This is a genomic window from Kitasatospora sp. NPDC059827, assembly GCF_042731675.1.
In the GTDB taxonomy this organism is placed as follows: Bacteria; Actinomycetota; Actinomycetes; order Streptomycetales; family Streptomycetaceae; genus Kitasatospora.
Genome location: NZ_JBHWIV010000056.1, coordinates 32,022 through 57,322, shown reverse-complemented (window position 1 = coordinate 57,322; position 25,301 = coordinate 32,022). Strand labels below are relative to the sequence as shown.

The 25,301-nt window shown below is 75.7% G+C and carries 15 protein-coding genes and 1 pseudogene (1 of these 16 only partly in view); 4 read left to right on the top strand and 12 right to left on the bottom strand.

Going from position 1 to position 25,301, the window contains the following annotated elements:
- Nucleotides 1-95: 95 nt before the first annotated feature.
- On the bottom strand, nucleotides 96-461 hold the full coding sequence (locus tag ACFV8H_RS28745; protein WP_380405623.1) for a hypothetical protein: 366 nt from the start codon (nucleotides 459-461) through the stop codon (nucleotides 96-98).
- Nucleotides 462-897: 436 nt separating this feature from the next.
- On the opposite strand from ACFV8H_RS28745, the gene ACFV8H_RS28740 reads away from it, so the two are divergent.
- The 3 genes from ACFV8H_RS28740 (at nucleotide 898) to ACFV8H_RS28730 (ending at nucleotide 3,659) form a co-directional block, all read left to right on the top strand.
- Nucleotides 898-1,302, top strand: coding sequence for a hypothetical protein (locus ACFV8H_RS28740; RefSeq protein ID WP_380405620.1), 405 nt, complete (start codon nucleotides 898-900; stop codon nucleotides 1,300-1,302).
- Nucleotides 1,303-1,404: 102 nt separating this feature from the next.
- Complete coding sequence (locus ACFV8H_RS28735) at nucleotides 1,405-2,343, top strand: hypothetical protein (protein ID WP_380405617.1); 939 nt, start codon at nucleotides 1,405-1,407, stop codon at nucleotides 2,341-2,343.
- Between the two features lie 131 nt (nucleotides 2,344-2,474).
- Nucleotides 2,475-3,659, top strand: a complete 1,185-nt coding sequence (locus ACFV8H_RS28730; protein WP_380405614.1) for an alpha/beta hydrolase family protein — start codon at nucleotides 2,475-2,477, stop codon at nucleotides 3,657-3,659.
- 132 nt (nucleotides 3,660-3,791) lie between these two features.
- On the opposite strand, the pseudogene ACFV8H_RS28725 reads toward ACFV8H_RS28730, so the two are convergent.
- Nucleotides 3,792-4,061 (bottom strand): annotated as a pseudogene (locus ACFV8H_RS28725) (phytanoyl-CoA dioxygenase); the annotation flags it as partial.
- A 141-nt stretch (nucleotides 4,062-4,202) separates the two neighbouring features.
- Here ACFV8H_RS28725 and ACFV8H_RS28720 point away from each other — a divergent pair.
- On the top strand, nucleotides 4,203-4,793 hold the full coding sequence (locus tag ACFV8H_RS28720) for a TetR/AcrR family transcriptional regulator (RefSeq protein WP_380405610.1): 591 nt from the start codon (nucleotides 4,203-4,205) through the stop codon (nucleotides 4,791-4,793).
- Here ACFV8H_RS28720 and ACFV8H_RS28715 read toward each other — a convergent pair.
- The 10 genes from ACFV8H_RS28715 to ACFV8H_RS28670 all read right to left on the bottom strand — a co-directional run.
- Nucleotides 4,759-5,391, bottom strand: a complete 633-nt coding sequence (locus tag ACFV8H_RS28715) for a hypothetical protein (RefSeq protein WP_380405607.1) — start codon at nucleotides 5,389-5,391, stop codon at nucleotides 4,759-4,761. The genes ACFV8H_RS28720 and ACFV8H_RS28715 overlap by 35 nt on opposite strands.
- Nucleotides 5,352-5,711, bottom strand: coding sequence for a glyoxalase (locus ACFV8H_RS28710; RefSeq protein ID WP_380405604.1), 360 nt, complete (start codon nucleotides 5,709-5,711; stop codon nucleotides 5,352-5,354). Before ACFV8H_RS28710 ends, ACFV8H_RS28715 begins: the two co-directional genes overlap by 40 nt.
- Before the next feature lie 183 nt (nucleotides 5,712-5,894).
- On the bottom strand, nucleotides 5,895-7,403 hold the full coding sequence (locus ACFV8H_RS28705) for an MFS transporter (protein ID WP_380405629.1): 1,509 nt from the start codon (nucleotides 7,401-7,403) through the stop codon (nucleotides 5,895-5,897).
- A complete protein-coding gene (locus tag ACFV8H_RS28700; protein ID WP_380405601.1) occupies nucleotides 7,318-8,286 on the bottom strand; it encodes a thioesterase II family protein in 969 nt (322 codons plus the stop codon). The genes ACFV8H_RS28705 and ACFV8H_RS28700 overlap by 86 nt, the downstream gene beginning before the upstream one ends.
- Complete coding sequence (locus ACFV8H_RS28695) at nucleotides 8,279-9,430, bottom strand: class II histone deacetylase (protein ID WP_380405598.1); 1,152 nt, start codon at nucleotides 9,428-9,430, stop codon at nucleotides 8,279-8,281. The genes ACFV8H_RS28700 and ACFV8H_RS28695 overlap by 8 nt, the downstream gene beginning before the upstream one ends.
- Nucleotides 9,427-9,738: a hypothetical protein gene (locus ACFV8H_RS28690; RefSeq protein WP_380405595.1), complete on the bottom strand. Its 312-nt coding sequence runs from the start codon at nucleotides 9,736-9,738 to the stop codon at nucleotides 9,427-9,429. The genes ACFV8H_RS28695 and ACFV8H_RS28690 overlap by 4 nt, the downstream gene beginning before the upstream one ends.
- Nucleotides 9,739-9,797: 59 nt before the next feature.
- Complete coding sequence (locus ACFV8H_RS28685; RefSeq protein WP_380405592.1) at nucleotides 9,798-13,643, bottom strand: bifunctional SDR family oxidoreductase/pyridoxal phosphate-dependent aminotransferase family protein; 3,846 nt, start codon at nucleotides 13,641-13,643, stop codon at nucleotides 9,798-9,800.
- Nucleotides 13,640-14,761 (bottom strand): DNA alkylation repair protein, encoded by a 1,122-nt coding sequence (locus tag ACFV8H_RS28680; RefSeq protein ID WP_380405589.1) that lies wholly within the window; start codon nucleotides 14,759-14,761, stop codon nucleotides 13,640-13,642. Before ACFV8H_RS28680 ends, ACFV8H_RS28685 begins: the two co-directional genes overlap by 4 nt.
- Nucleotides 14,754-20,960 carry a beta-ketoacyl synthase N-terminal-like domain-containing protein gene (locus ACFV8H_RS28675; RefSeq protein WP_380405586.1) on the bottom strand — a complete coding sequence of 2,069 codons (6,207 nt, stop codon included), beginning with the start codon at nucleotides 20,958-20,960 and terminating at the stop codon, nucleotides 14,754-14,756. Before ACFV8H_RS28675 ends, ACFV8H_RS28680 begins: the two co-directional genes overlap by 8 nt.
- On the bottom strand, nucleotides 20,957-25,301 hold the 3' portion of the coding sequence (locus tag ACFV8H_RS28670; protein ID WP_380405583.1) for an SDR family NAD(P)-dependent oxidoreductase. It continues 4,694 nt past the right edge of the window; 4,345 of the gene's 9,039 nt are visible here — the last part of the coding sequence; the start codon falls outside the window, past its right edge; it ends in the stop codon at nucleotides 20,957-20,959. The genes ACFV8H_RS28675 and ACFV8H_RS28670 overlap by 4 nt, the downstream gene beginning before the upstream one ends.

Sequence of the window (25,301 nt, the reverse complement as noted above, 5' to 3'; positions counted from 1 at the left end):
GCCGACCGCCCCGCCCCCCGGGCCCGGCGGTCGGAAACGGCACCGGTCCCGTCCGCTCCCCCGAGCGGGGGCCGGGACGGGACCGGCGGCGCCCGTCAGTACGAGGCGCTGGTGGCACACCGGCCGGTGTCGCCGTTGCACACCACGACGTACGAGGTGATCCCGGCGTCCAGGAGGGTGTCGGTCCAGGCCGTGTCGTGGGGGATGTTGGTCCAGTTGCTGGAGCTCCCCCCGTTGGACTGGGTGAGGACCACGCTGCAGGCGTTGCCCCCGGTGGAGATCGCGTAGCCCCGCACGTGGTCGTGCCCGCTGTAGAACGAGACCACCATGCCCCCGGCGCAACCGGGAACGTTGGCCGGGTAGGTGGTGTCGGCCGACGCGATCCCGGTGCTGAGGCCCAAGCCGACCGCGGCGACGGTGGCGACGGCGCCGAGGCGGACGGCGGTGCGCTTCGTGATCATCGGTGTCTCCTGGTGTTGTCGGTGGTTGCTCTGGTTGCTCTGGTTACTCTCGTTGCTCTGGTTGCTTTCCGGTCCCGGGTCCCGGCCCGCGCGCTACCGCGTCAGGTACCGGCTCTCGGTAGGAACCGCCGTCGCCGGCGCGGTGTCCATCCTCACCGCGACCCGTACCGCCCGGCCACGACGTTCACCCGACGTTGACCCGACACTTCCGGTGGAGGCGGAGGCCGTCAGCCCGGTCCGGCGACCGGTCCTCGGCGAGCACGGGGGCTGAATGCACTCCCGAAACAATTTCAATACGATCACAAGACGAGGCAAAGAAGCCGTAAAGCAGGTGATCGTGCAGGTCGGGGTGATTTCCCGGGATAACCTTGCGGCGCTTTGGGCGGCCCCTGCCGGGATTTCCGCCGCCCGTGTCGTTCCCCTGGGGAGTCATTTCATGAAGAAGTTCCTTGCCGCCCTCGCCGTGGCCGGCACCGCCGCCACCTCGGTGATCGTGCTGGCGCCCGCCGCCTCGGCCGCCGGCTGCGTGCCCAACAGCATCACCAGCCAGGGCACCACGTTGAACAACGTCACGGTCCTCACCAAGTCCAACTCCCCGTGCCACGACGTCAACGTCTCCTGGTCGAACAACCCGTGGGGCAAGTACTCCGGCTACGCCGGCTACTACCGGAAGTCCTCCGGCAGCGGCTGGATCGGTGCCTCGCGCGGCTACGTCCAGTTGGACAACGGCACCCACGACATCAACGACCCCGCCAACACCCTGATCACCGACCTGAGCCCCGGCACCCAGTTCACCGTGATCAGCCGCAACCCGGGTGACCAGCTCGTCGTCGTGCACTGACGCCCTCCTGTGGCCCCCGCCCGGAAAGCGGGCGGGGGCCACGGTGCTCTCGCGCCCACCAACGGCCCGTCCTTCCCCCTGCCCCGCCGGAGTCCTCCGCCCATGCCCCGCGTCCACCGGCGTCCGCGCCGCTCCACCGCCCTGCGCCCGGCGGCCGGACTGCTCTGCGCCGCCCTGGCCCTGACGACCGGATGCTCGGCCGCCGGCCCCGGCCCCACGGTTGCCACCGCTGCCACCGCTGCCGCCGCGCCGCCCTCCGCCGAGCAGGCCGCCGTGGACTACCGGTTGCCGACGGACCTCACCCCGATGCTGCTGCCGGCCAACGGCGCGGACACCCGGCTCACCCAGGGGCTCGACGGCTTCACCGCCTTGGTCCGGGACCGGGCGATGCGCGACTGCCTGGCCACCGCCCGCGTCCAGGTGCCCGACGCCCCGCCCCCGATGTTCATCCGTCAGTTCGAGATCCCCGACCTGGCCCACATCGCCCGCCACGGGTTCAGCCCGAGCACCGTCCCGACCGCCCCCGCCGCCACCCCCGCCCCGGCACCGATGTCCGGGACGTCCGCGACGTCCGCCGACCCGGCCGCCCAGCAGCGCTGCGACCGGGAGGGCGCAACGGCCGCCGACCACCTGCGCTCCGGCTACGGGCCCTTGCAGTCCGCCTGGCTCACCGGCCTCGCCGTCCTGGAACGGGACGAAGCCGTGCTCACCGCCCGGCGGGAGCTGCCGGACTGCCTGTCCGGGCAGGGCGTCCGGGCCTCCGACGGCGAACAGCAGTTCTTCGACCAGGTGGACCGCGCCCTCCAGAGTGCCCCGACCGAGGAGGCCGCCCGCGCCGAGGACCGCCGCCTCGGCGCGGCCTACGCCCGCTGCATGCGGCCGGTCGAGGCGGCTCGCGAGCCGCTGCGCGCCGCACTGCGGGACACCTTCGTCCGGGAGCACGGGGCCGAGCTGGCCCGGGTACGCGACGCGCTGCCCGGGCGGGTCGCCGAGCTGGAGCAGCGCTACTCGATCCGGTTCGGGGTCCCCGCCGAGGCGTGACCGGCCGGGGGACGGGGCGACCGTAGTACTGGCGTATGACTCGGGTACCCCACGGGGGCTACGGGCGACACCAGGACGGTTACCTCTGTGGGTTGATCCGATCCGGAGCCGCGGAACCTAGCGTCCCTCCCATGAAACGCAATCACCGCATGGGCGCTGTCGCGGCGTTGGCGCTCGCCGCCCTCGTCACCGGAACCGGCGCCGGGTTCGCCGCCACGCCCGCGCCGTCGACCACACCGTCGACCGCGTCATCGGCCACACCGGCGGCCACGCGGTCCTTCCAAGGCGCGCTCCCCGCGCCGACCGGCCCCTACGCCGCCGGCGAGGACGTCATCCACCTCACCGACGAGAGCCGTCCCGACCCGTGGGTGCCGTCGTCCGGCCCCCGCCAACTGGCCGTCACGATGGTCTACCCGGCCGTCCCCGGGACCGGCACTCCGGCCCCTTACACGACCCTCGCCGAGGCAGCCGGAATCCTCCAGCGCCGGAAGGTGCCGGCGAGCTCCGGCGTCACCCCGCAGACCCTTTCCAGCATCACCACTCACGCCTTCGAGGGCGCGCGGCCGCAGCGCGGCAAGCATCCGCTGGTGGTCCTCTCCCCCGCGTTCGAGAACCCGCGCATGACGCTCACCTCGCTCGCGACCGACCTGGCCAGTCACGGTTACGTCGTCGCGCTCGTCGGCGACACCAACGGGGACAGCGGCGAGACGCTGGCGGACGGCCGGACGCCGCCGTGCGCGATCTGCGACGACCAGACGAAGGTCGACTCCGTCCCCGCCAACCGCGCGCTGGACGCGTCCTTCGTGATCGACCGGTTGACGCACGGCAACACCGCGTGGCCCCTGGCGCACCTCATCGACAAGCACGAGATCGGCATGGCCGGACACTCCATCGGTGGAGCGACGGCCGCCGCCACGATGGTCGCCGACCCGCGCGTACGGGCCGGGGTGAACCTGGACGGCGCCTTCAAACCGGCCCCGCTGCCCGGCCAGATCGACCGGCCGTTCCTCATGCTGGGCATCACCGACAGCCACTCGCCCGGCGGCACCGACACCACGTGGGGGGAGGCCTGGGCCGCCCTCGGCGGCTGCAAGAAGTGGCTGACGGTCGCCGGCGCCGACCATTTCAGCTTCTCCGACCTTGACCTGATCCAGGAGCAGGCCGGGTTCCCGACGCCGCCCCTCTCCCCGGAGCGCGGGGTGGCGATCACCCGCGCGTACGTGACGGCATTCTTCGACCGGACGCTGGAGGGGATCCCCAGCCCGCTGCTGGACGGCCCCTCGGCGGACAATCCGGAAGTGGTCTTCCATGACTAGTGCAGCGCCGCGTCGATCCTTCGGGGGCCTGCACTCTGAAACGGCCTGCACCCTGGAACCGGTGGCCCGCTGGGGCAGCCCCAGGCCCCGGCGGATCGCGAGCTCCACCGGCGAGTAGGCGCCGTCGGCCCGCGAGTAGCGCGGCTCCCAGTGCCCCGCGCCGACCAGCAGGTCGTACACGCGGTGCAGCGCCGGGGAGTTGGGGGCGGCGGCGAACGGGCCCTGGGCCAGGCCGCCCACCCGGTGGACGGGCTGTGTCCAGGTCGCCGGGTCGTCCGGGTCGCAGCCCGTCCCGCGCCACAGCAGCCGCTCGCAGTCGGCGGCCACCCGGGGCGCGACGGCGCCCTCCAGCTTCACGAAGCCGTCGCGGAGGAAGCGGGAGGTCAAGGTCGTGTCGTCCATGCCCCCATCCTGCGGCGCCACCGGCCCCGGTGACCCGACAGAAGCGGTGCGCGAGATGTCGGGTGACCGGGGCCGGTGGGAGGGGTGTCGGGCCGGTACCGTGTTGGCATACCTTCAGTACGTCAAGGACAGGGGGCCACGATGGCGCAGGGAGTGCGGGCCCGGCAGCGGGAGCAGACCCGGCAGTCGCTGCTGCGCGAGAGCAGGCGGCTGTTCTCGACGGAGGGGTACGGCGCCGTGGGGCTGGCGGAGATCGTGGCGGCGGCCGGGGTGACCAAGGGCGCGCTGTACCACCACTTCGACAGCAAGGCCGCGTTGTTCCGCACCGTGCTGGAGCAGGTGCAGCAGGAGGTGGCCGAGCGGATCGCGGTGACCGCGGACGCCCGGGAGGAGCCGTGGGAGCAGCTGGTCGCCGGGTGCGAGGCCTTCCTCAGCACCTCCACCGACCCGTCGGTCCAGCGCATCCTGCTGGTCGACGGGCCTGCCGTGCTGGGCTGGAGCGAGTGGCGGGCCATGAACGAGGCCACCTCCGGCCGGCACCTGGCCGATGTGCTCGCCGTGCTGATCGCCGAGGGGACGATCCCCGCCCAGCCGGCCGCGCCGCTCACCCACCTGCTGTCGGGTGCGATGAACGAGGCGGCCCTGTGGCTGGCGGCCTCGGGCGGCCCCGACGACCTGGCGGACACCGTCCGGGCGCTCACCCGGCTGCTTGAGGCGCTGCGCGCGCGGTGAGCCGGGACGGCTGCCGGTGGCGGTGCGCGCAGGGGTAGCAACCGCCTTGGCCGCGGCGGATGTTGTTGAGCATCGGGGTGCCGACGTGGCCGCACCGGGTGCAGCGGCAGCGCCACTGGTCGCGCACCCGGCCGGGGAAGGGCTCCAACGGCTCCATGCCGATGGCACGCATCTCGGCCACCGCAGCGGCCGGGTCCACCGGGGCGCGGCCCGCGCAGGTGAGGCAACCCCCGCCGCCCGCACGGATCTTGAACAGCCGGGGGTGGACGGTCCGGCCGCAGGGCAGGTGGCGGCAGCGCCAGCGCACCCGGGCGCCCGGGTAGGGGTCGAGCGGCTCGTAGCCGGCCGCCCGCATGTCCGTCTCCGCGCGCTCCTGGCCGGCCGCGCGGCGCCGGCGGCCGGCGGCGGTGCGCCCGCACTCGCGGCAGCCGGCGCTCCGGCCGGTGCGCACCAGGGTGAAGGTGGGCGCGACGCGGTGGGCGCCGTCGGTGCAGCGGCAGTTCCAGGCCACGTTGGCGCCCGGGTAGGGCTCCAGCGGCTCCAGGCCCGCCGCGCGCATCACCGCGGCCGCCGTGTCGGGATCGATTCTTCCTGCCATGGCACCTCTCCCCTTGGGTCCCTCGCAGCTTTCGGTACGACGTCGACGCGGACGCCGTTGGGGTCCACGACCGTTCGTCCGCCCCCGGTGTCCGCCTCCAGGACGATCCGCACCGCGCGCACCGGCCGTTTCCACTCCTCGGGCGCCTCCGGGTGGGACGGGTCCACGAGGGTGAGTTCGGCGGGCCGGGGGGCGGGGCGGCCGAGGACGAGATACCAGGGCGCCTCGCGCACCGTCTCGAAGCCGAAGCGCCCGGCGTAGAACGCGCGGGTCTCGTCGAGGCGGGACGTACAGATCACCGGACGGAAGCTGGCCAGCATGGACGGCATCCCCATTCACGTACCGACGGTATGTCAACTGAACCTATTTGCGTACCGTCGGTATGTCAACACGGTCGGTGGCAGCCCCGCCAGCCCCCCGCCCGGACCCGCCCGGACATGCGCCGACGGCCGGTCCCGTCCCGGACCGGCCGTCGGGCGCTGCGGCCGCGCCTCCGACCGGCGCTACTCCACCGCGGCCACCACCGGCTCCGCGCCGGCCTCCTCCTCCGCCCCGGCCCCCGCCGGCGGGGCCTTGATCACCAGGACCACCAGCACCGCGCTGGCGAGCGCCAGCACGGCCCCGATCCCGCCGATGACGTTCATGCCGTCGGTGAACGCGGCCCGGGCGGAGTCCAGGAACGCGCCCGCCGCCTCGGCGGGCAGGCCCTTGGCAGCCTCCACCGCCCCGGCGAGCGTGCCGGCCGCGTCGTCGGACACCCCGCCGGGCACCTCCACCCCGCCCCGGTAGACGGCCGCACCGAGGCTGCCGAGCAGCGCCACGCCGAGCGCCATGCCCAGCTCGGTGCTGGTCTCCGAGAGGGCCGAGGCCGCACCGGCCTGCTCCGGCGGGGCCGAGCCGACCACGATGTCCGTGCCGAGGGCCACCAGCGGGCCGCCGCCCGCGTAGACCAGGGCGAAGCCGGTGACCACCTGGGCGATGCCGGAGGTGCTGTCGGCCGTCGCCAGCATGACGTGGCCCAGCGCCGACACCGCCAGACCGGCCGCGACGACGTACGCGGGCCGCACCTTGGCCGCGGCGATCGGGGAGACCACCGAAGTGACGATCAGTGCGAAGGCCGCCGGCAGCAGGTAGAGGCCCGCCGTCATGGGCGACAGCTCGCCGACGAGCTGGAGGTACTGGGTGACGAACAGGTAGGTACCACCCGCCACCAGCATGCTGACCAGCAGGGTGGCCAGCGCGGTGCGGAAGGTGGGGCCGGCGAACAGCCGGAAGTCCAGCAGCGGGTCGGCCAGCGTGCGCTGGCGCCGGACGAACGCGCCCGCCACGGCCAGGCCGACCACCAGGGCCAGCACCGGCAGCACGCCCGCGCCGCCCTTGGCGATCTCCTTGAGCCCGTAGATCACCGGCAGGATCGCACCGAGCGACAGCAGCACGCTGGCCAGGTCGAGGCGGCCGGCGTTCTCGTCGCGGTATTCCGGCAGCAGCACCGGGCCGGCGATCAGCAGCAGCGCCATGATCGGGATGGCCAGCAGGAAGACCGAGCCCCACCAGAAGTACTCCAGCATGGCGCCGCCGACCACCGGGCCGAGCGCGATGCCGACCGAGAACATCGTCACCCACACCGCGATGGCCATCCCGCGCTGGCGGGGGTCGGGGAACATCGTGGTGATCAGCGCCAGCGTGGAGGGCATCAGCGTCGCGCCGGCCACCCCGAGCGCCGCCCGGGCCGCGATCAGCGCGGCCGGGTCGCTGGTCCAGGCGGCGGCCACCGAGGCCACCCCGAAGGCGGCCGCGCCGATCAGCAGCAGTCGGCGCCGGCCGATGCGGTCGCCGAGGGTGCCCATGGTGACCAGGAAGCCGGCGATCAGGAAGCCGTAGATGTCGATGATCCACAGCATCTGGGAGGCCGAGGGGGCCAGGGCCTCACTGATGTGCGGTACGGCCAGGTGCAGCACGCTCACGTCGATGGAGAGCAGGAGGGTGGGCAGCGCCAGTACGGCCAGCCCCAGCCACTGGCGTGGACCGGCCTGCTGGGGGGAGTCGGCGGTGGTGCTCAACGGGGTTCCTTTCCGGAAGTCCGGGGGTGTACGGGGGTTCCGCCCCGTGGGGCGGTCGGTGGAGCGGTCGTGCGGGGCCCGGCGGGGTCGGAGCGACCAGGTGCCGGGTGACGGCCAGCGCGTTGGCGTGGTCGTACAGGTAGAAGTGGCCGCCGGTGAACATCAGTCGGCGGAAGCCCGCGGTGGTCTCCAGCGACCACAGGTGCAGGCGCTCGGCGAGGACGACCGGGTCGTCCGTCGCGCCGAGGGCGAGGATCGGCACGGCCGTGCCGGTCAGCGGCCGCTCATGGGCCTCCATCGCCTCCAGGTCGGCCCGGATGGCGCGCAGCGCCGGCCCGAGGAGGTCGGTGCGGGCCAGCAGCCCCGGCGCGATGCCGCCGATCTCCTGGAGGTGGGCGAGGAGTTGGGCGTCGGTGCGGTCCCGCGCGGACGGCGGCCCGCCGCCGAAGCACGGCGGCTGGCGGGCCGAGACGGCGAGCAGCTCGGGCGGCAGGCCCTTGTGCTCCATCGCCCGGGTGAGCTCGTACCCGAGGATGCTGCCGAAGCTGTGCCCGACGACCGTGTACGGCAGCGGATCCGCCCCGGTGAGGTCGGCCAGCTCCCGGACCAGCGCCTCGACCAGCGGCTCGACCCTGGTCGGTGGTGTCTCACCGAGGCGCACGCCGCGGCCCGGCAGCTGGGCCACCAGGAGTTCGACGTCCGCGGGCAGCACCTCCCGCCAGCCGCGGAAGGCGGACGGCCAGCCGCCGGCGTGCGGCAGCGCCACCACCCGTCGGCGCGGGCGCGGCCCGGAGCCCTTGGCCGGCGCTCCCAGGCGCGTCCACCAGTCACCCATCGCCGGCCCCCTGCGCCCGCGGGCCGGCCGGGCCCGAGCGGCCCGCGAACAGCGGGTGGTGGGCGCGCAGGTGGTCGACCACCCGCCGCTGGTGGGGTTGCAGGCGCTGGCCCGGCAGGTGTTCCAGGGAGTGCAGGAACGGGTCGTCGGGGGCCGGCAGCCCGGCGACCGCGCAGGCCGTCGCCAGCACCAGCGTCGGCTGGTACCACGCCGAGTAGCCGCCCTCGTGGGCCAGGACGATCCGCCCGTCCGCCAGTTCGTCGGCCAGTTCGCACAGGGCCGCGGTCATGGCGTGGAAGGTGCGGCTGGTGCACAGCATCCGGCCCATCGGGTCGTGCCCGCCCGCGTCGACCCCGGCCGCGACCAGGATCAGGTCGGGGCGGAAGGACCGGGCGGCGGGCGCCACCAGCTGCTCCACCACGGCGAGGTAGGCCTCGTGCCCGGAGCCCGCGGGCAGCGGCACGTTGAGCGTGGTGCCCGCGCCCGCGCCCGCGCCGGTCTCCAGGACCAGGCCGGACGCCGCCGGGAACAGCCCGTCCTGGTGGACCGAGACGTACAGCACGTCCGGGTCCTCGTAGAAGACCCGTTGCAGGCCGTTGCCGTGGTGGACGTCCCAGTCCAGGACCAGCACCCGGCGCGCGCCGTGCCGCCGCGCGGTGCGGGCCGCGACCGCCAGGTTGTTGTAGAGGCACAGCGCCATCGCCCGGTCCGGTTCCGCGTGGTGGCCGGGCGGGCGCACCAGGCAGTAGGCCCGGCGGAACCGACCGTCCAGCACGGCCGTGACGGCCTGGGCGCAGGCCCCGGCGGCGAGCCGGGCGGCCCGCGCGCTGTGGTAGTTGACGGGTGCGTACACCCCGGCGTCGCCCGCGCCGGCCGCCGAGGCGGCCTCGACGCGTTCGAGGTGCTCCGGGGTGTGCACCAGCAGCAGGTCCTCGTCGGTGGCGGGCGTCGGGGTCACGGCGGTGAACCGCTCCAGGACGCCGGCCGCCCGCACCAGGCCCTCCGCCCGGCGCAGGTCCGGGTCGACGGCGAACTGTCGCAGCGGCTCGATCCCGGGCCCCACCGGCAGGTAGCCGGCGCCGGGCCCGGGGTCGTGCCAGAAGCACAGCTCGTGGCTGTACCAGGCGAGTTCGGGAACGCTCACGCGGCGGACGCACCCAGCGGGGCCCGGCGCACGCCGGAGACCCTCTCGATGTACGCCAGGTAGTGCTCGCGCTCCTCGTCGGGGGTGCGCTTGGTGCGGAAGGTGGTCTCCAGCAGGTCCAGCACCTCGCCGGCCTCGGCGGGGCTGATCGGGCCGGCGCCGATCCGCTCCTCGGCGGCGCGGATGCGCGCGGCCGGCTCGACCACGCCCCGGGTGTGCTCCTGCGGGTCGGTGGCGTGGTTGCGGGTGACGGCGATGGCCTTCAGGACGGCCGAGAAGAACGCCTCGGTGTCGGGTGCGGCGGTCATGCGGTGCTCCCCTCCGGGATGCGGTGCGCGGATGTGCGGACGGGTGTGCGGACGGGGGGTCAGGGGATGAGGCCGCAGGCCCGGCCGGCGCGCGCCAGCACGGCGACCGCCTCGTCCAGGTCGGCCTCGGAGTGGGCGAGGTTGACGATCGTGCGCAGCCGGGGCAGCGTCCGCGGCACCGCCGGGTAGACGATCGGCTGCACGAACAGCCCGTCGCGCTGGCACAACCGGGCCATCGCGCCCGCCTGTTCGGCGCTGCGGCAGATCACCGGCACCACCGGGGTCTCGCTGTGCAGGGTGTCGAAGCCGAGGGCGCGCAGCTGCTCGCGGTAGCGGGTGGTGCGGGCGCGCAGGTCGCGGGTGAGTTCGGGGGCCGCGGCCATCACCTCGATCGCGGCCTTGGCGGCGGCGACCTGGGCCGGGGTCGCGGCGGCGGAGAACATCCAGCCGCGGGCGTTGTTCTTGAGCGCGAAGACCAGGTCGCGCGAGCCGGCGACGTAACCGCCCGCGCTGGGCACGGTCTTGGACAGGGTGCCCATCTTGACGTCGATCCGGGCCGGGTCCAGGCCGAAGTGCTCGGTGATGCCGCGTCCGGTGTCGCCGAGGACGCCGAGGCTGTGCGCCTCGTCGACCATCAGCGGGGCGTCGTAGCGCTCGCACAGCTCGACGATGCCGGGCAGGTCGGCGATGTCGCCGTCCATGCTGAACACGGCGTCGGTGACCACCAGGCGGCCCCGGTCGCCCGCCTTCCGCAGGGCGCGTTCCAGGTCGGCCAGGTCGTTGTGGGCGTAGGTGATCACCTCGGCGCCGGAGAGCCGGTAGCCGTCGAGGATGCTGGCGTGGTTGTAGACGTCGCCGATGACCACGTCGCCCGCGCCGACCAGGGCGCCCACGGTGGCGACGTTGGCCATGTACCCGCTGGAGAACACCACGGCGTCCTCGGCGCCGAGGAAGTCGGCGATCGCCAGCTCCAGTTCGCGGTGCAGGTGGAGGGTGCCGGCCAGCAGCCGCACGCCGTGGGCGCCGGTGCCGTGGCGCTCCACCGCGTCCAGGACCTGCTGGTCGATGTAGTCGTGGCCGATCAGCCCGAGGTAGCTGTAGGAGGCGAAGTTGAGGAACCAGCGGCCGTCGAACCTGATCCGGGCGCCCTCGGCGCGTTCGATCACCGGCTCGTAGAAGTACTCGTCCCTGGCGACGATCTGACGGTCCTCGGTGGAGAGCGCGTCGATCCGGCGCTCCAGGAAGCTGCCGCCGGGTGCGCCGGACAGCCGGCCGGGCAGGGTGCGCCGGGGCGTCCGGGTGCGCGGCGCCGGGGCGGGCTCGGTACGGACGGCGGGTTCCGTACGGGCGGCGGGTTCCGTACGGGCGGCGGGCGCGGGGCGCGGCTCGGGCTTCCGTACGGGTGCGGGCTCGGCGTGTGGTGCCGGGTCCCGGTAGCGGTCCCACTCGGGGACGAAGGCGTCAGCGCCCGCCTGGACGGGAACGGGAGCCGCGACGGCCGCGGGTACGGGAACGGCCGCAGGCACGGGGGCAGGCGCGGGAGCGGGCGAGGGCGCCGGCCGGTCGGCGGCCGCCCCCGTGCGCGGCAGCGACTCCAGGTGGCCCAGCAGGGCGCCGACGCCGCTGTGCTCGAAGAAGACCATCGGGTCGACGTCGAGCCCGGTGCCGGCCAGCGCCGCGGCCAGCTCGACCGCCATCATCGAGTCGAGTCCCAGCTCCAGCAGGTCGTCCTCACGGGCGACGTCGTCGACGAGCAGGATCTTCCGGACGGCGGCGGTGAGCGGCGGCCACAGCTCGCTCGTGGGTGTCAGGGTGGTGGTCATGGGTGCCCCCTTCGCTCGGGCGGTGGCGGTCAGGACGTAGTGCGCGGGTGGACGGCTGAGGGCCGCGCGCAGCAGCGCGACGCCGTCGTCCGGGGTGAGGGCGGGGACGCCGTGGGCGGCGGCCCTGGCGGCGATGTGCTCGCCCATGCCGACGTTCCACAGGCCCCAGCCGAGGCTGTACCAGGGCTGGCCCGCGGCGCGTCGGCGGGCCGCGTAGCCGTCCAGGTAGCCGTTGGCGGCGGCGTAGGCGCTCTGGCCGAGGTTGGCGCGCACGGCGGCGACGGAGGAGAACAGCGCGACGAACCCGGGCGGGTCGTGCCGGGCCGCCAGCTCGGCGAGGGCGTGCACCCCGCCGAGCTTGGGGTCGAACACCTCCCCGATCTGCACCGGGGTCAGACCGCGGGCCAGGCCGTCGCGCAGTACTCCGGCGGCGTGCAGGATGCCGTCGTAGCGCGCGGCGCCGGCCAGCCGCTCGGGCAGGTCGCGGACGTCGGCGGCCACCGTCTCCAGGTCGCACCGGGCGGCCAGCCGGTCGAGGCGCCGGCGGACCTCTCCGCCCGCCGGGGCGGTGCGGCCGACCAGGGTGAGGTGGGCGCAGCCCTCCTCGGCCAGGAACTCGGCGACCCGCAGGCCGATGCCGCCCAGGCCGCCGGTGATCAGGAAGCGTCCGCCGCGCAGGCGCGGGGGCCGGGCCGCGGCGGACCGGTCGGGTTCGATCACCGGCGCGTACCAGGTGCCGGAGCGCCGGGCCAGGTCCGGTTCGGCGTACCGGGGCGGCGGCGCGGCCTCGCCCGGTTCCAGGTCGACCAGCCGCACGGTGGTGCGCGGGTGCTCCGCGCGCAGGGTGCGGGCCAGCGCCCACAGCGCGGTCGCGAAGGGGTCGACAGGCTCGCCCCCGGTGAGGTCGTGGGCCCCCGCGGTGACGATCAGCAGGTCGGGCATCGGGGGCCGGGCGGCGAGCCCGCGCACCAGGGTGAAGACGCCCTGGAGTGCCTGGGCCGCGCCGTCCGCGCCCGCCGGCCCCCGGGGTGCCACGTACACCACCTCGTGCACGGGGTGCTCGGCGAGGACGGCGTCGATCCGTTCCTGCGTCAGTTCCCCGGGCGTCAGGCGCGCGACGGGTGGGGGGCCGGGCGGCGGCGGGGTGTCCGGCGGGGCGATCAGCAGCACGGCCCGGTCGGCGGCCCGGGGCGCGGGGGCCGGTTCGGTCCGCCGCCACCCGGGGGCCTCGATCAGTCCGACGGCGGGCCCGGCAGGCTCGACTGGCTCGACGGTCCCGGTGGTCCCGGTCGGTCCCGCAGGCGCGGGGCGCCCGGCGCCGGCGGCCTTGAGGGTGATCCGGTCCAGCTCCAGCAGCACCTCGCCCTGCTGGTTGCAGACGGTGGCCCGTCCGCGCACCGCGCCGCCCGGGCCGCCCGGTGCGGGCGGGTCGAGCTCGACCAGGGCCAGCACCGTCCCGGTGATCCGGCGGCGGGCGGCGATCCGGCCGACGTACCAGGGCAGGCACGCCCCGGCCGCTCCCCCGTCGAGCAGCCCGAGCAGCTGGAACACGCCGTCGAGCAGCGGCGGCGGCACGAAGGCCGCCGCGCGCGGGTCGTCCTCGGCCGTGCGCAGCACCGCCGCGATCCGGCCGGGCCCCCGCTGCGCGGAGCGGACCACCCGGTAGGTGGGCCCGTAGGCGATGCCGCTGGCGCGCCGCCAGGCGTCCAGCTCGGCGAGCGGGACGGCGTCCGGGCAGCCGGCCCGCAGGGCGGCGGTGTCGAGGTGGCGCGGCGGCGGCAGCGGGACGCCGTGGGCGCGGGCGGTGCTGTACGCGACCGGGCCGTCGGGGCCGTCGGTGCGTACGGCGCACTGCCCGTCCTCGCCGGTCACCACCGCCAGTTCGACGCGCGGGCCGTCCACCCGCAGCGGCGCGCGGAAGGCGACCTGCTCCAGCGTCCAGGACCGGCCCGGGCTCCGGGTGTCCAGGGCGCGGAGCAGCGCGTCCGCCTGGACGGCGGCGGCGAGGACGGGGTGCTCGCCGATCCGGTGGTCGGCGACCACCGGATCGGCCGCGTCGAGGACGAGCGCCGGCGCGCTCATGTGCGCAGCCCGAAGTGCTCGGTGGCCTTCACCAGTCCGTTGACCTGGATGTCGACCCGGTGCTCGCCCGGGTAGTAGCTGCGGGTCTGCACCTCCTTGACGGGGTGGGTCTTGCGCAGGCCGCGCCGTTCGCCGGCGGCGAGCTCCAGGGTGGTCAGCTTGAAGACCTTGGGGATGCTGCGCCCGTTCTTGCGGACGTGGTGGACGACGTAGTCGACGGTCACGCTGTGGGCGCGGGTGTCGGTGTTCTCGACGTCCAGCTCGATCACGACGGCGTCCCCGACGGTCACCTCGCGCGGTGTGACGCTCAGTCGGGGCACCGCCACGTGCTCGCCGCCGGTGGCGCCGAGCACCGCCAGGGCCTGCTGGTCGCCGTTCTTCACCAGGGTCCGCAGGCCGTGCTTGACGATCCAGGCGGTCTCGGGGGTGCGGCTCTGCTCCAGCCAGCGCAGGGCGGTGTCGAGGGCCTGCTGCGGGTTGTCCTTGGAGATGTCGTTGAGGTTGTTCGCGACGGACTTGCGGACGTACTCGGAGGGGTCGCTGCGCAGCGGTTCGAGGATCTCCAGGACGGGCCGCGGGTCCTTGACGAAGATGCCCAGGGTGCGGGCCCAGGGCAGCCGCGGGCGCACGCCCTCGCTGGCCAGCCGCCGCACGTTGTGGCTGGGGCTGGCCGCCCACTCGGTGACCCGTTCCATCGTCAGTGCGTGGTGCTGTTCCAGGTAGGGCCGGATCGCGTACTCGCCGGTGTGCCGCCGGGTGATCTCCTCGATGGCGTCGAGGGAGGCCTCGGGGTGGTCGAGCCCGTACTCCTCGACGAACCTGGCCACCGGCATCAGGTACCAGCTGGCGTTGAACATCCCCTCGCCCTCGGCGAGTTCGTCGCCGAGGGTGGTCAGCAGCAGGGGCAGGGCGGCGGGGTAGCCGTCGGGCAGCCGGGTGCGCAGGCCCTCGGCGAGCACCAGCACGCGGTCCTTCAACTCCTTGCCCGGCACGCGCCGTTCGACCTCGGCGGCGTAGCCCTCGACGTCGAAGCCGGGGTGGGCGGCGCGGATCCTGCCTCCGATCAGGCGGGCCGCCTCGCCGTTGAAGTGTCGCTTGAGTCCGTACTCGCTAGCCATGGTGCTCGGCCCTCTTCGTGTGCTCGGTGTGCTCGTCGGGGTTCGGTGCGGCCGCGGTGATCCAGTACCGCTGCCGGTGGAAGGGGTAGGTCGGAAGGGTGGTGATCCGCTGGCCCTTGCCCTCGTGCAGGGCGCTCCAGCGCGGTTCGGCGCCGGTGCGGTCGTGCTGGGCCGCCAGGGCGGCGTGCAGCTGGGCCTGGTCGCCGCGGCCGCGCCGGAGGGTGGCGATCCACTCGGGGTGGTCGCCGGTGTGCGCGGCCCTGGCCAGCGGGAGCAGGTGCGGCTGGGGGCCGATCTCCCACACCGTGTCCGGGGATTCCCGGCCCAGGGTGGCCGCCGCCTCGGCGAAGCGGACCGGGCGGCGGATGGCCCGGGCCCAGTACTGCGGGTCGGTCGCCGTCCCGGCGGTGTGCCAGGTGCCGGTGAGGGTCGAGACGAACGGCAGGACCGGCGCGGCGAGTTGGACGCCGGCCACCGCCTCGGCGAACGGGGCCACCGCGCCGTCCATCAGCGCGCTGTGGAAGGCGTGGCTGACGGTCAGTGGCTGCACGCGCTCGGTGCTCTCGGCCCGGAGCCGCTCGACGGCCCCGGCCGGGCCGCTGACGGTGTGCTGGCGCGGCGCGTTGTGGGCGGCGAGCTCCAGGCCCGGGTAGCGGGCGAGCAGGCCGGTGAGGGTGTCCGCGTCGGTGTGCACGACCGCCATCGCGCCGCCCCGGGGCTGGTCCTGCATCAGCCGGCCGCGCAGCGCGGTCAGCCGCAGCAGGTCGGGCAGGGTGAGCACGCCCGCCGCCCAGGCCGCGGTCAGCTCGCCCAGGCTGTGCCCGGCGACCGCGTCGGGCCGTACGCCCGCCGCCGCCAGCCAGCGCACCAGGGCGACCTGCACGCTCACGATGCCGATCTGGGCGTAGCGGGTCTCGTCCAGCAGGTGCCGGGCGTCGCCGTGGAGCAGGTCGAGCAGCGGGACGTCGGTGTGCGGGGCGAGGAGTGCGGCGCACTCGTCCAGCGCCGCGCGGAACCCCGGCTCGGTGGCGTACAGGCCCTCGCCCATGCCGGGGTACTGCGAGCCCTGACCGGTGAACAGGAACGCGGTGCGGGCCGGGCCGCCGCTGTGCCGGGCCGCCGGGGCGCCGCCCTCGGCGACGGCGGCGAGCCGGGCGGCCAGCTCAGCGGGGGTGGAGCCGTGCACGAGGGTGCGGTGGCGGTGCGCGGCCCGCGCGGTGTTCGCGGTGCGGGCGAAGTCGCCCAGGCCGGTGGCCGGGAGGGCGGCCACGTGCCCGGCGTAGGCGGCGGCCAGGGCGCGCAGCGCCGGTTCGCTCGCCGCGCCGAGGCGCACCAGGTGGCTGTCCTGGGCGAGCGGAGCGGGGGCGGCGGCGGCCGGCGCCTCCTCGACGATCACATGGGCGTTCACCCCGCCCATGCCGAAGGCGCTGACGGCGGCCCGGCGCGGGCGTTCGCCGCGCGGCCAGGGGCGGGCGCGGTCGACCAGGTGGAACGGGGTGGACTCGAAGCGGATGTGGTCGTTGGGCCGGGTGACGTGCAGGGTCGGCCACAGCTGCTCGTGCTCCAGGCCCAGCAGGACCTTGACCAGGCCGGTCAGGCCGGCGGCCGGCTCCAGGTGGCCGACGTTGGACTTCACCGAGCCGAGCGCGCAGAACTGCGCGCGGTCGGTGTGCTCGCGCCAGGCCCGGGTCAGCCCGTCCACCTCGATCGGGTCGCCCAGCCGGGTGCCGGTGCCGTGCGCCTCGACCAGGTCGATGCTCTCCGGGGAGACGTCGGCGTCCCGCAGGGCCGCGGAGACGACGTCGCGCTGGGCGGCCGGGCTGGGCGCGGAGTAGCGGGTGGTGCGGCCACCGTGGTTGACCGCCGTGCCCCGGACCAGGCCGCGCACCCGGTCGCCGTCCCGCTCGGCGTCGGCGTGCCGGCGCAGCACCACGGCGACGGCGCCCTCGCCGGGCACGAAGCCGTCGGCGCCGTCGTCGAAGGAGCGGCAGCGGTGCCGGGGCGACAGGGCCATCAGGTCGCCCATGGAACGGAAGTACTCGGGGCTGATCCCGGCGTGCACGGCGCCGATCACCGCCGTGTCGACGTCCCCGGAGCGCAGGTGCTGCACGGCGGTGTGCAGGGCCACCAGGGAGGAGGAGCAGAGGGTGTTGACGAGGGTGCTGGGGCCGTGCCAGTCCATCAGGTAGGAGAGGCGGTTGGCGATCATCGCCTCCAGGCCGAGGCCGCGCCCGTCGGCGACGCCGTGGCGCACCCGCTCCTCGTGGTAGTGGTCGTGGCTGTAGGCGATCCACAGCCCGGTGGTGGCGCCCTCGGCCCGGGCGCCGGAGCGGCCGCCGTCCTCCAGGGCCTCCCAGATCGTCTCGTAGACGATCCGGGCCTGGGGGTCGATCAGCGGCGCCTCCCGGGGCGAGATCCGGAACGGCGCGGGGTCGAAGCCGTCCACCCGGTCGAGGAACGAGGCCTCGGGGACCGGGGCGCCCGGGTGGCGGCGGTCTGCGGGCAGCGGGCGGACGGTGTCGCGGCCCTCGCGCAGCAGCTCGGCGAACTCGGCCAGACCGGCGGCGGTGGGCAGCCGGACGGCCGCGCCGACGACGGCGATGTCGCGCGGGCGGGGGGTGTTCGCCGTGGCGGCGCGGGCGGGTGCGGGGTGGGCGGGCGCGGGGCGAGCGGGTGCGGGGCGAGCGGGTGCGGGGCGGGGGCGGCGCTGTTCGGCGGCCTGCGGCGCGGCGTCGACCGGACGGGCCGGGGCGGCGGGCGTGTCGGTGTCCGGGGCGGGGCCGCTCGGGGCGGGCAGCGTCGCGGCCAGTTCCGGGGCCTCCTCGGCCAGGAAGGCGGCGAAGCGGCGCGGGGTGGGGTACTCGAAGAACACCGTCGGATAGAGCGACAGGCCCTGCTCCCGGGAGATCCGCTCGCTCAGCGACACCAGGCCGACGGAGTCGGATCCGGCGGACAGGAACTCGGTGTCGGCGTCGGCCTCGGCGGTCCCGGTCAGCTCCAGGAACCAGGCGAGGATCCGCGCGACCGGGTCCACCGGACGGGCGGGGGCCGGGGCCGGGGCGGCCGGCTGCGGTGCGGCCGTCGGCGCGGGCTCGGGCTCAGGTTCGGGAGCCGATGCGGCGTCAAGCGTCGGGCGGGCCTCGGGTGCCGGGTCGTCCGGGCGCCCGCCCGGCTCCGGGTGCTCCTCGAAGGCCGCCGTGGGAACCCGCTTGGAGGAGATGTCCGCCAGCACCAGCAGTGGCCGGCCCGCCGCGTCGGTGACCGTCTGGGTGACCCGGCAGGCCTCGTCGTTCCAGAAGGCGGTCTCGGTGCGGACGTACGCCGCCTCCGCCAGCGGGCCGTGGACCTCCAGTCGGCCGACCGACAGCGGGATGAAGGCCGAGGCCTCGGCGGCGCCGAACACCGGGTTGTCGGGCGCGATCGCGGCGATCGTCACGCTGTCCAGCAGTCCGGGGTACAGCTCGACCCCGCCGGGGTTCAGCTCCCGCTGACGCTCGCCCTCGATGCGGGCCAGCGTGCCGCCGTCGGGCAGGCCGGCCACCCAGGAGATGTTGCGGTAGTAGCGGCCGTGGTGGTAGCCGATCCGGCGCAGCCAGCGGTACAGCCGCGAGCCGGCGTGCAGTTCGGCCGAGCAGGTGTCCAGGAGCGCGGCGAGCGGGACGGCGGCGGGCTGCGGCGCCCGGCGCGCGAGGTAGCGGCCGGTGACGAACGGCTCGCCGTTCTCGCCGTCCTGGACGGTGAAGCGGCCCTCGCCGTCCACCCGGCACACCACCAGGCGGGCGGCCGTGGGGATCAGCGGGCGGTGGAAGAGGACGTCGCCGAGCCCGTGGAAGGCCTCGCCGCGCACGGCCGCGCCCTCGCGCAGGAAGTCGAACCAGGCCACGCCCGGCAGCATCGTGCGCCGGTAGACCGCGTGCTGGGCGATCGGGGCCTCGCCGGGGCCGAAGACCCGGGAGAAGGTGTAGCCGGCAGCGCCCTCGTCGGAGTCCAGCACGGTGGGCGTGCCGGGCTCGGCCGAGCGCAGCGGTTCGCGCAGGTCCAGGGCCGGGCCGGTGGACTGGGCCGCGGGCAGTGGGCGCTTGCGCCAGGCGCGCCCGCCCTGGAAGGCCGCCCAGTCGATCTCCCGGCCCGCCGTGAAGAGTTCGGCCACGGTCGCGGCGAGCGTCCCGGCCACCTCCTGGTCGCCCTGGGCCCGGTCGAGCCGGGCGCAGAGCTCCGCCGTGTCCGCGCCGGGGTCGGCCGCCGCCTCGGCATCCGCCTCCTGCCGCAGGACGTCGGCCAGCGCCTGCTCCAGCGGCGTGCTCCCCCAGGCGAACTCCCGGACGGCCTCCCAGCCCGGCGGCAGGTCCACCGCTTCGGCGGGCAGGCCGAGACCGCGCAGCGCCACCGCGAGCGCGACGCCCTCGCTGATCCTGAGCAACTCGCCCGAGAACGAGGCCAGTTCGGTGCCGGTCGCGGCCTCGAAGAGGTCGAGCACCTCCCGCACGGCGGGCAGCGTCCGGTCCAGGGCGGCCAGCCAGGCGGGCGGGGTCGGCGCCGCCACCGGGCGGAGCCGGACGGTCGCCCGGGGCTCCGGCGCGCCGCCGAGCAGCCACGTCCGCAGGGCGGCGGCCAGTTCGGCGGCGTCGGCGCCCGTGACGGCGGTGCGCTCCGCGCGGTGCGGCCGGGCCAGTCGCGCGGTGGCGCAGACGTCCGCCGGGTCCGCCCGGTCGGCCGTCAGGAGGCCGAGCCACTGCGCCGCGAGCTCGCGCAGCGCGTACGGGGTGCCGGCGGACAGCGGCAGGACGTGGACGGCCCGTCCCGGAGCCGGGGGGTGAGGCTCCGGGACGGAGTCGGGCACGGCCTCGGCGACCACGTGGGCGTTGGTGCCGCCGAAGCCGAAGCCGCTCACCGCGGCCCGGCGCACCGGTGCCTCGGGCCAGGGGGCGGCGGCGGTGGGCAGGTGGAAGGGGCCGGTGTCCAGGCCCAGGCGAGGGTTGGGCGCCGGCACGCCCGCCGCCGGGATGACGCCCTCGCGCAGCAGGACGAGGACCTTGGCGAGCCCGGCGAGGCCCGAGGCCGAGTGGAGGTGGCCGATGCGGCGCTTGAGCGAGCCCAGGGCCACCGAGTTGCGCGGCACACCGTGCCGGCCGAAGACCTCGGTGAGCGCCCGGGTCTCGATCGGGTCCCCGATGGCGGTGCCCGTGCCGTGCGCCTCGACGTACTGCACGGTGGCCGGGTCCACGCTCCGGTAGACCCGGTCCAGCAGCTCCACCTGGGCGTCCAGGTTGGGCGTGGTGACGCCCATGGTGGCGCCGTCGTTGTTGACCGCGCTCGCGCTGATCGCGCCGAGGACGTGGTCCCGGTCGGCCAGGGCGGCGGCCATCGGCTTGAGGACCAGCGCGACGGCGCCCTCCCCCGGGACGTAGCCGTTGGCCCGGCCGTCGAAGGTGTGGCAGAGGCCGTCCGGGGACAGCGCTCCGGTGCGGGAGAGCAGCACGAAGGTCAGCGGGTCGATCAGCAGGTCGACGCCGCCGACGACGGCCAGGTCGCAGGCGTCGGCGGTCAGGCTCTGGCAGGCGAGCCAGAGCGCCGTCAGCGAGGACGAGCAGGCCGTGTCGACGACCAGACTCGGGCCCGCGAGGTCGAGGCGGTCGGAGAGCCAGGCCGCCAGGAAGTTCTGCGACCGCCCCCACAGCGCCGCCGGGCGGGCGGCCTCGGGGAGCCGGGCGGCCAGGCCGCGGCCGTGGTCGAAGCCGTAGGAGTTCATCCGCGCGCCGATGAAGACGCCCGCGTTCAGCCTCCGCCGCCCGGCCCCGAGCTGGCCGGAGTCCTCCAGGGCCCGGGCGCCGACCTCCAGCATGGTGCGCTGCTGCGGGTCCAGCAGCAGCGCGTCCTCGGCGCTGAGGCCGAAGGCGGCGTGGTCGAAGGAGTAGGGGTCGAGCAGGAACGCCCCGCGGTGGTGGGAGCCCTGGTGGGGGCCGTCGCCGAGGTAGAGCTCGCGACGCCACCGGCCGGGCGGGACCTCGCCGACCTCGGTGCCGTCCTGGTACAGGAAGTGCGCCAGGTCGACGGCGTCCTCGGCGCCGGGGAGGCGTACCGCGAGGCCGATGACGGCGATGCGGCGGTCCGGGCGGTCCACGCTGGTCCTTTCGTCGGCGGGTCTGTCGGTGGAGTGGTTGGTGAAGGGATCGGCCGGGCGGCCGGCGGGAGCGGTCACGGCGTCACCGGTCCCGGTCCGGCGCCGACCAGGGGGCGCAGCAGGGCCCGCAGCGCGGTGCTGCGGCCGTCGGCATCCGGCGGGGCGGGGACCGGGCGGTCCGGGCCCGGCTGGGTGGGGACGGTCACCGCGAGCTCGGCGGCGAGCACGGCGGCAAGGTCGTCGGCCGTACGGGTGCGCATCAGCAGCGACGGGTCGACGGTGCGTCCGGTGTGCCGTTCCAGGGCGGTGGCCAGTTCGGCGATCGCCAGCGAGTCGAGCCCGAGGCCGGGCAGCGCCCGCTCACCGGGGTCCTCGCCGAGGACCTGGACGAACGCCGCGCGGACGGCCTCGCGGGCTGCCGTGCGGTCCCGGCCGGTGACCGGCGCGGGGGCGGCGGGCACCGCCGTGGGGACGGCGGCGGGGATGACGACGCGGATCGGGGCCGGTTCCGGTTCCGGTGTCGGTGTCGGTGCCGGTACGGGCTGCGCGGTGGCGGTGGTGCGGCCGGGGAAGACCACGGCGCCGCCGGTCAGTGCGTGGTCGAGGAAGGCGGCCTCCGCCTCCGCGGCGTCGATGGCGTGGGCGGCGGCGAAGGAGGCGTCCGCGGCCATGCCGACCCCCGTCCAGTCCGGCCAGGCGTGGGCCGTGACGGTGGTTCCGGTAGTGCCGTTCTCCCTTTCGGCCAGGGCGAGTTGGTAGGCGTTGGCGAGGGCGTAGTCGACCAGTCCGCGCCCGGCCCGGGCCTGGGCGCCGGCGATCGAGGACACCAGGACGGCGAAGTCCGCGCCGCGCTGCTGGGCGAGCCGGACGGCGTTCTGCGAGCCGGCGACCTTCGGGGCCAGCACCCGGGCGGCGTCGCCCCAGGGGCGGCGGTGCATCGCGCCGAACGGGTTGACGCCGCCGGCTCCGTGCACCACACCGCGCAACCGGCCCCAACGGGCGCCCAGTTCGTCGGCGACGGCCGCGAGCGCCGAGGCGTCGGCCGTGTCGCACGGCAGGTACGCCACCTCCGCCGGGCCTGCCAGCTGGCGCAGCGCGGCGGAGCGCCCGGGGTCGAGCGGGGACCGGCCGACGATGCCGATGCGGCGGGCGCCGCGCTCGATCAGCCGGGCGACCAGGCGTCGGCCGACGGCACCGAGCCCGCCGGTGACCAGCAGGTAACCGTCTCCGGACAGGCCGCAGTTCGGCCCGGGCGCCGCGTCGGCGGACTGCGGGGCGTAGCGGACGCCGCCGCGGTACGCCACGACCGTGGAAGCGCCGTGCTCGCCGTGCTCGCTGTCCTGGGCGTACGGGCCGTGCCCCAGGGCCGCGTACTCGGCGGCGAGTTGCCGGGCCCACGCCTCGGCCGGATCGGCCGCGTCCAGGTGGACGATCGCGCCGGACCTACGGCTCTCGGCGCAGGCGGCGGCCACCGCCGCGGCCTCGGCGGCCCGTACCGGGCGCAGCGCGGCGCGCTCCCCGGGGTGCACGGCGGCGCCGTGGCAGCCGGCCCACAGGATGCGGCCGTGTGGCGGCAACTCCCGGCTCTGGTCGCCGAGTTCCTTCCAGAACGGGCCCAGCTCCTCGCCGTCGCCACCGTCGGCGTCGTTGGAGGCGTCGATCATGAGGACGGTGTCGGCGGCCCGGCCGGGTTCGGCCAGGCGGGCGCCGCGGGCGCGGAGTTCGGCTTCGATCAGCTGCCCGAGGGCGCGGTCGGCGCCGACCAGCCGGACGGTCCCGAGGGCCACCGTCGGGGCGGCCGTCGGGGCGGCCGGCTCCTGGGGGTGCCATGCCGTGCGCAGGGCCCGGGTACCGGTGGGCCGGGGGGCTTCGCCGGTGCGGGTCCGCCAGTAGGTGTCCGGGGCGAACGGGTAGGTCGGCAGGTTCGCGGTGCGGGCACCGGGCGTAGCGAGCACGGACCGCTCGGCGGCGCCCGGTTCCTGGTCGGCGCGGGTGACGGGCACCCGGCCGGCGGCGACGGCGCGCAGGGCGGTGGCGAGTTCGGCGGCGTCACGGCCGTGGACGGCCGTCCGCCATTCCTGCGGGGAGCGGCCGGTGTTGGCCGTGCAGCACAGGTCGGCGGTCTCCCACGGGTCGCGGACCGCCGCGAACCGCTCGGCGTAGGCGGCGGCCAGGGTGCGGACGGTGTCCTCGTCGGCGGCCGTCACCCGCACCAGGTGGCTGCCGGGCGGCAGCGGCGGGCGGACCGGGAGGGCGGGCGGCTCCTCGACGATGACGTGGGCGTTGACGCCGCCCATCCCGAAGGAGCTCACGGCCGCCCGGCGGGCCTGCTCCCCGCGCGGCCAGGGGCGGGCGCGGTCGGCCAGGTAGAACGGCGAACTCTCGAACGTCACATGGTCGTTGGGTCGCCGGACGTGCAGCGAGGGCGGGATCGTGCCGTGTTCCATCGCGAGCAGGACCTTGACCAGGCCGGCCAGTCCGGCGGCCGGCTCCAGGTGCCCGATGTTGGACTTCACCGAGCCGAGCGCGCAGAACTGCGCGCGGTCGGTGTGCTCGCGCCAGGCCCGGGTCAGCCCCTCCACCTCGATCGGGTCACCCAGCCGGGTACCGGTGCCGTGCGCCTCGACCAGGCCGATCGACTCGGGCGACACCCCCGCCTCGCGCAGCGCCGAGGCCACCACGTCCTCCTGTCCCGAACTGCTCGGCACCGTCAGGCCGCTGGTGCGGCCGCCGTGGTTGACGGCACTGCCGCGGATGACGCCCCGGATCCGGTCGCCGTCGCACAGCGCCGCCGCCAGCGGTTTCAGCACCACCGACACCACGCCCTCGCCCGGCACGAAGCCGTCGGCGGTCGCGTCGAACGCCCGCACCAGGCCCGTCGGGGAGAGTGCGCGCAGATTGGTCATCGCGGTGTAGTGCAGCGGCGACAGCCCGACCCGCACCCCGGCGACGATCGCCTGGCCGCACTCGCCCACCCGCAGCGAGCGCACGGCGGTGTGCAGGGCGACCAGCGAGGAGGAGCACAAGGTGTCGATCGTCATACTCGGACCGCGCAGGTCCAGGAAGTGGCTCAGCCGGTTGGCCAGGAAGGCGTTGTGGTTGCCCAGGCCGCTGTGGGCATCCAGCTCCGGCGCGAGGTTGTACTCGCGGTAGTGCTGGTAACTGGCGCCCACGAACACGCCGGTGTCGCGGTCGAGGCCGCGCGGCGGCAGACCGGCCGACTCCAGCGCCTCCCAGGTCGTCCGCAGCAGCCAGCGGACCTGGGGGTCCAGGACCTCGGCCTGCTTGGGGAAGAAGTCGAAGAACCGGGCGTCGAACTCCTCGACGTTGTCGAGGAATCCGCCGACGTCGCCCGTCCGCACGGCCGCGGAGCCGTTCCAACGGTGGGCGGGAGCCGGGCCGAGGGCGCTGCCCGCGTCGGCGAGCAGCGACCAGAGCGCGTCCTCGTCCCGGGCACCGGGCAGTGCGAGGGCGAAGCCGATGACCGCGATGTCCTTCGAGTCCGCCTCCGGCTCCGGCTCCGACTCAGTAACAGCCGGTGCCTCAGCCGGTGCGTCCGCCGGCACGTCCGGTACTGCGGCGAAACCGGCGGCGGCCTGCCCGGCCAGGTAGGCCGCCAACGAGCGGCAGTCGGGGTGCTCCAGCACCTCACCGGGGCTCAGCCGCAGCCCGTGGGCCGCCTCCAGGTCCGCCGCGACGGCCGTCGCCAGCAGGGAGTCGAGCCCGACGGTGGAGAGCGGGGTGGTCGCGGTGATCGCCGGGTCGCGGAAGGCGTCCCGGACGATGGCGAGGACGGCGGCCTCCACGGCCGCGCCGTGCCCGTCCGGTACGGTCCGGACCGGCACCGGCGCCTCGGGCCCGGCCACGAGGGTCTCGGGCTCAGCGGTCTCGGCCGCAGCGGACCCGGCCGACGCCCCCGGCCCCTGCGCCGTCCGGTACTCGACTCCGGTGAGTCGGGCCAGCGCGGCGCCGTCGGCGGCGAGCAGCGTCGCGTCGCCCCGGCGGACCCGGTCCGTCCCGCTGTCCTCGGCCTCCAGCAGCACGTAGGCGGTCCGGGCGGGGTCGTCCCACCGCTCGACCTGCCGGACGGACTCCGGCAGGTACGTCTCCGCGGCGGCGGACGGGTCGGCCAGGGTGAGCACGGCCATGCTCTGCAGGGCCGCGTCCAGCGCGACCACCGTCCGCTCCAGCGGCCCGCCCTCCGGCAGGTCGACGCGGGCGAGCACGCGGTCCGGTCCGTAGCGCACCTCGCCGAGCGAGCGCAGCGGCGCGTCGAGGTCCATGCCCTTCGCCGCGAACCAGGCGTACAGGCCGTCCGGTTCGAGGGTGCGGCCGAGGCGGGCGCGCAGGGCGTCGAGGTCCGCCGCGCGGGGGGCGCGGGCGGGTGCGGTGTCCGGGCCGGCCGGCTCGATGCGGGCG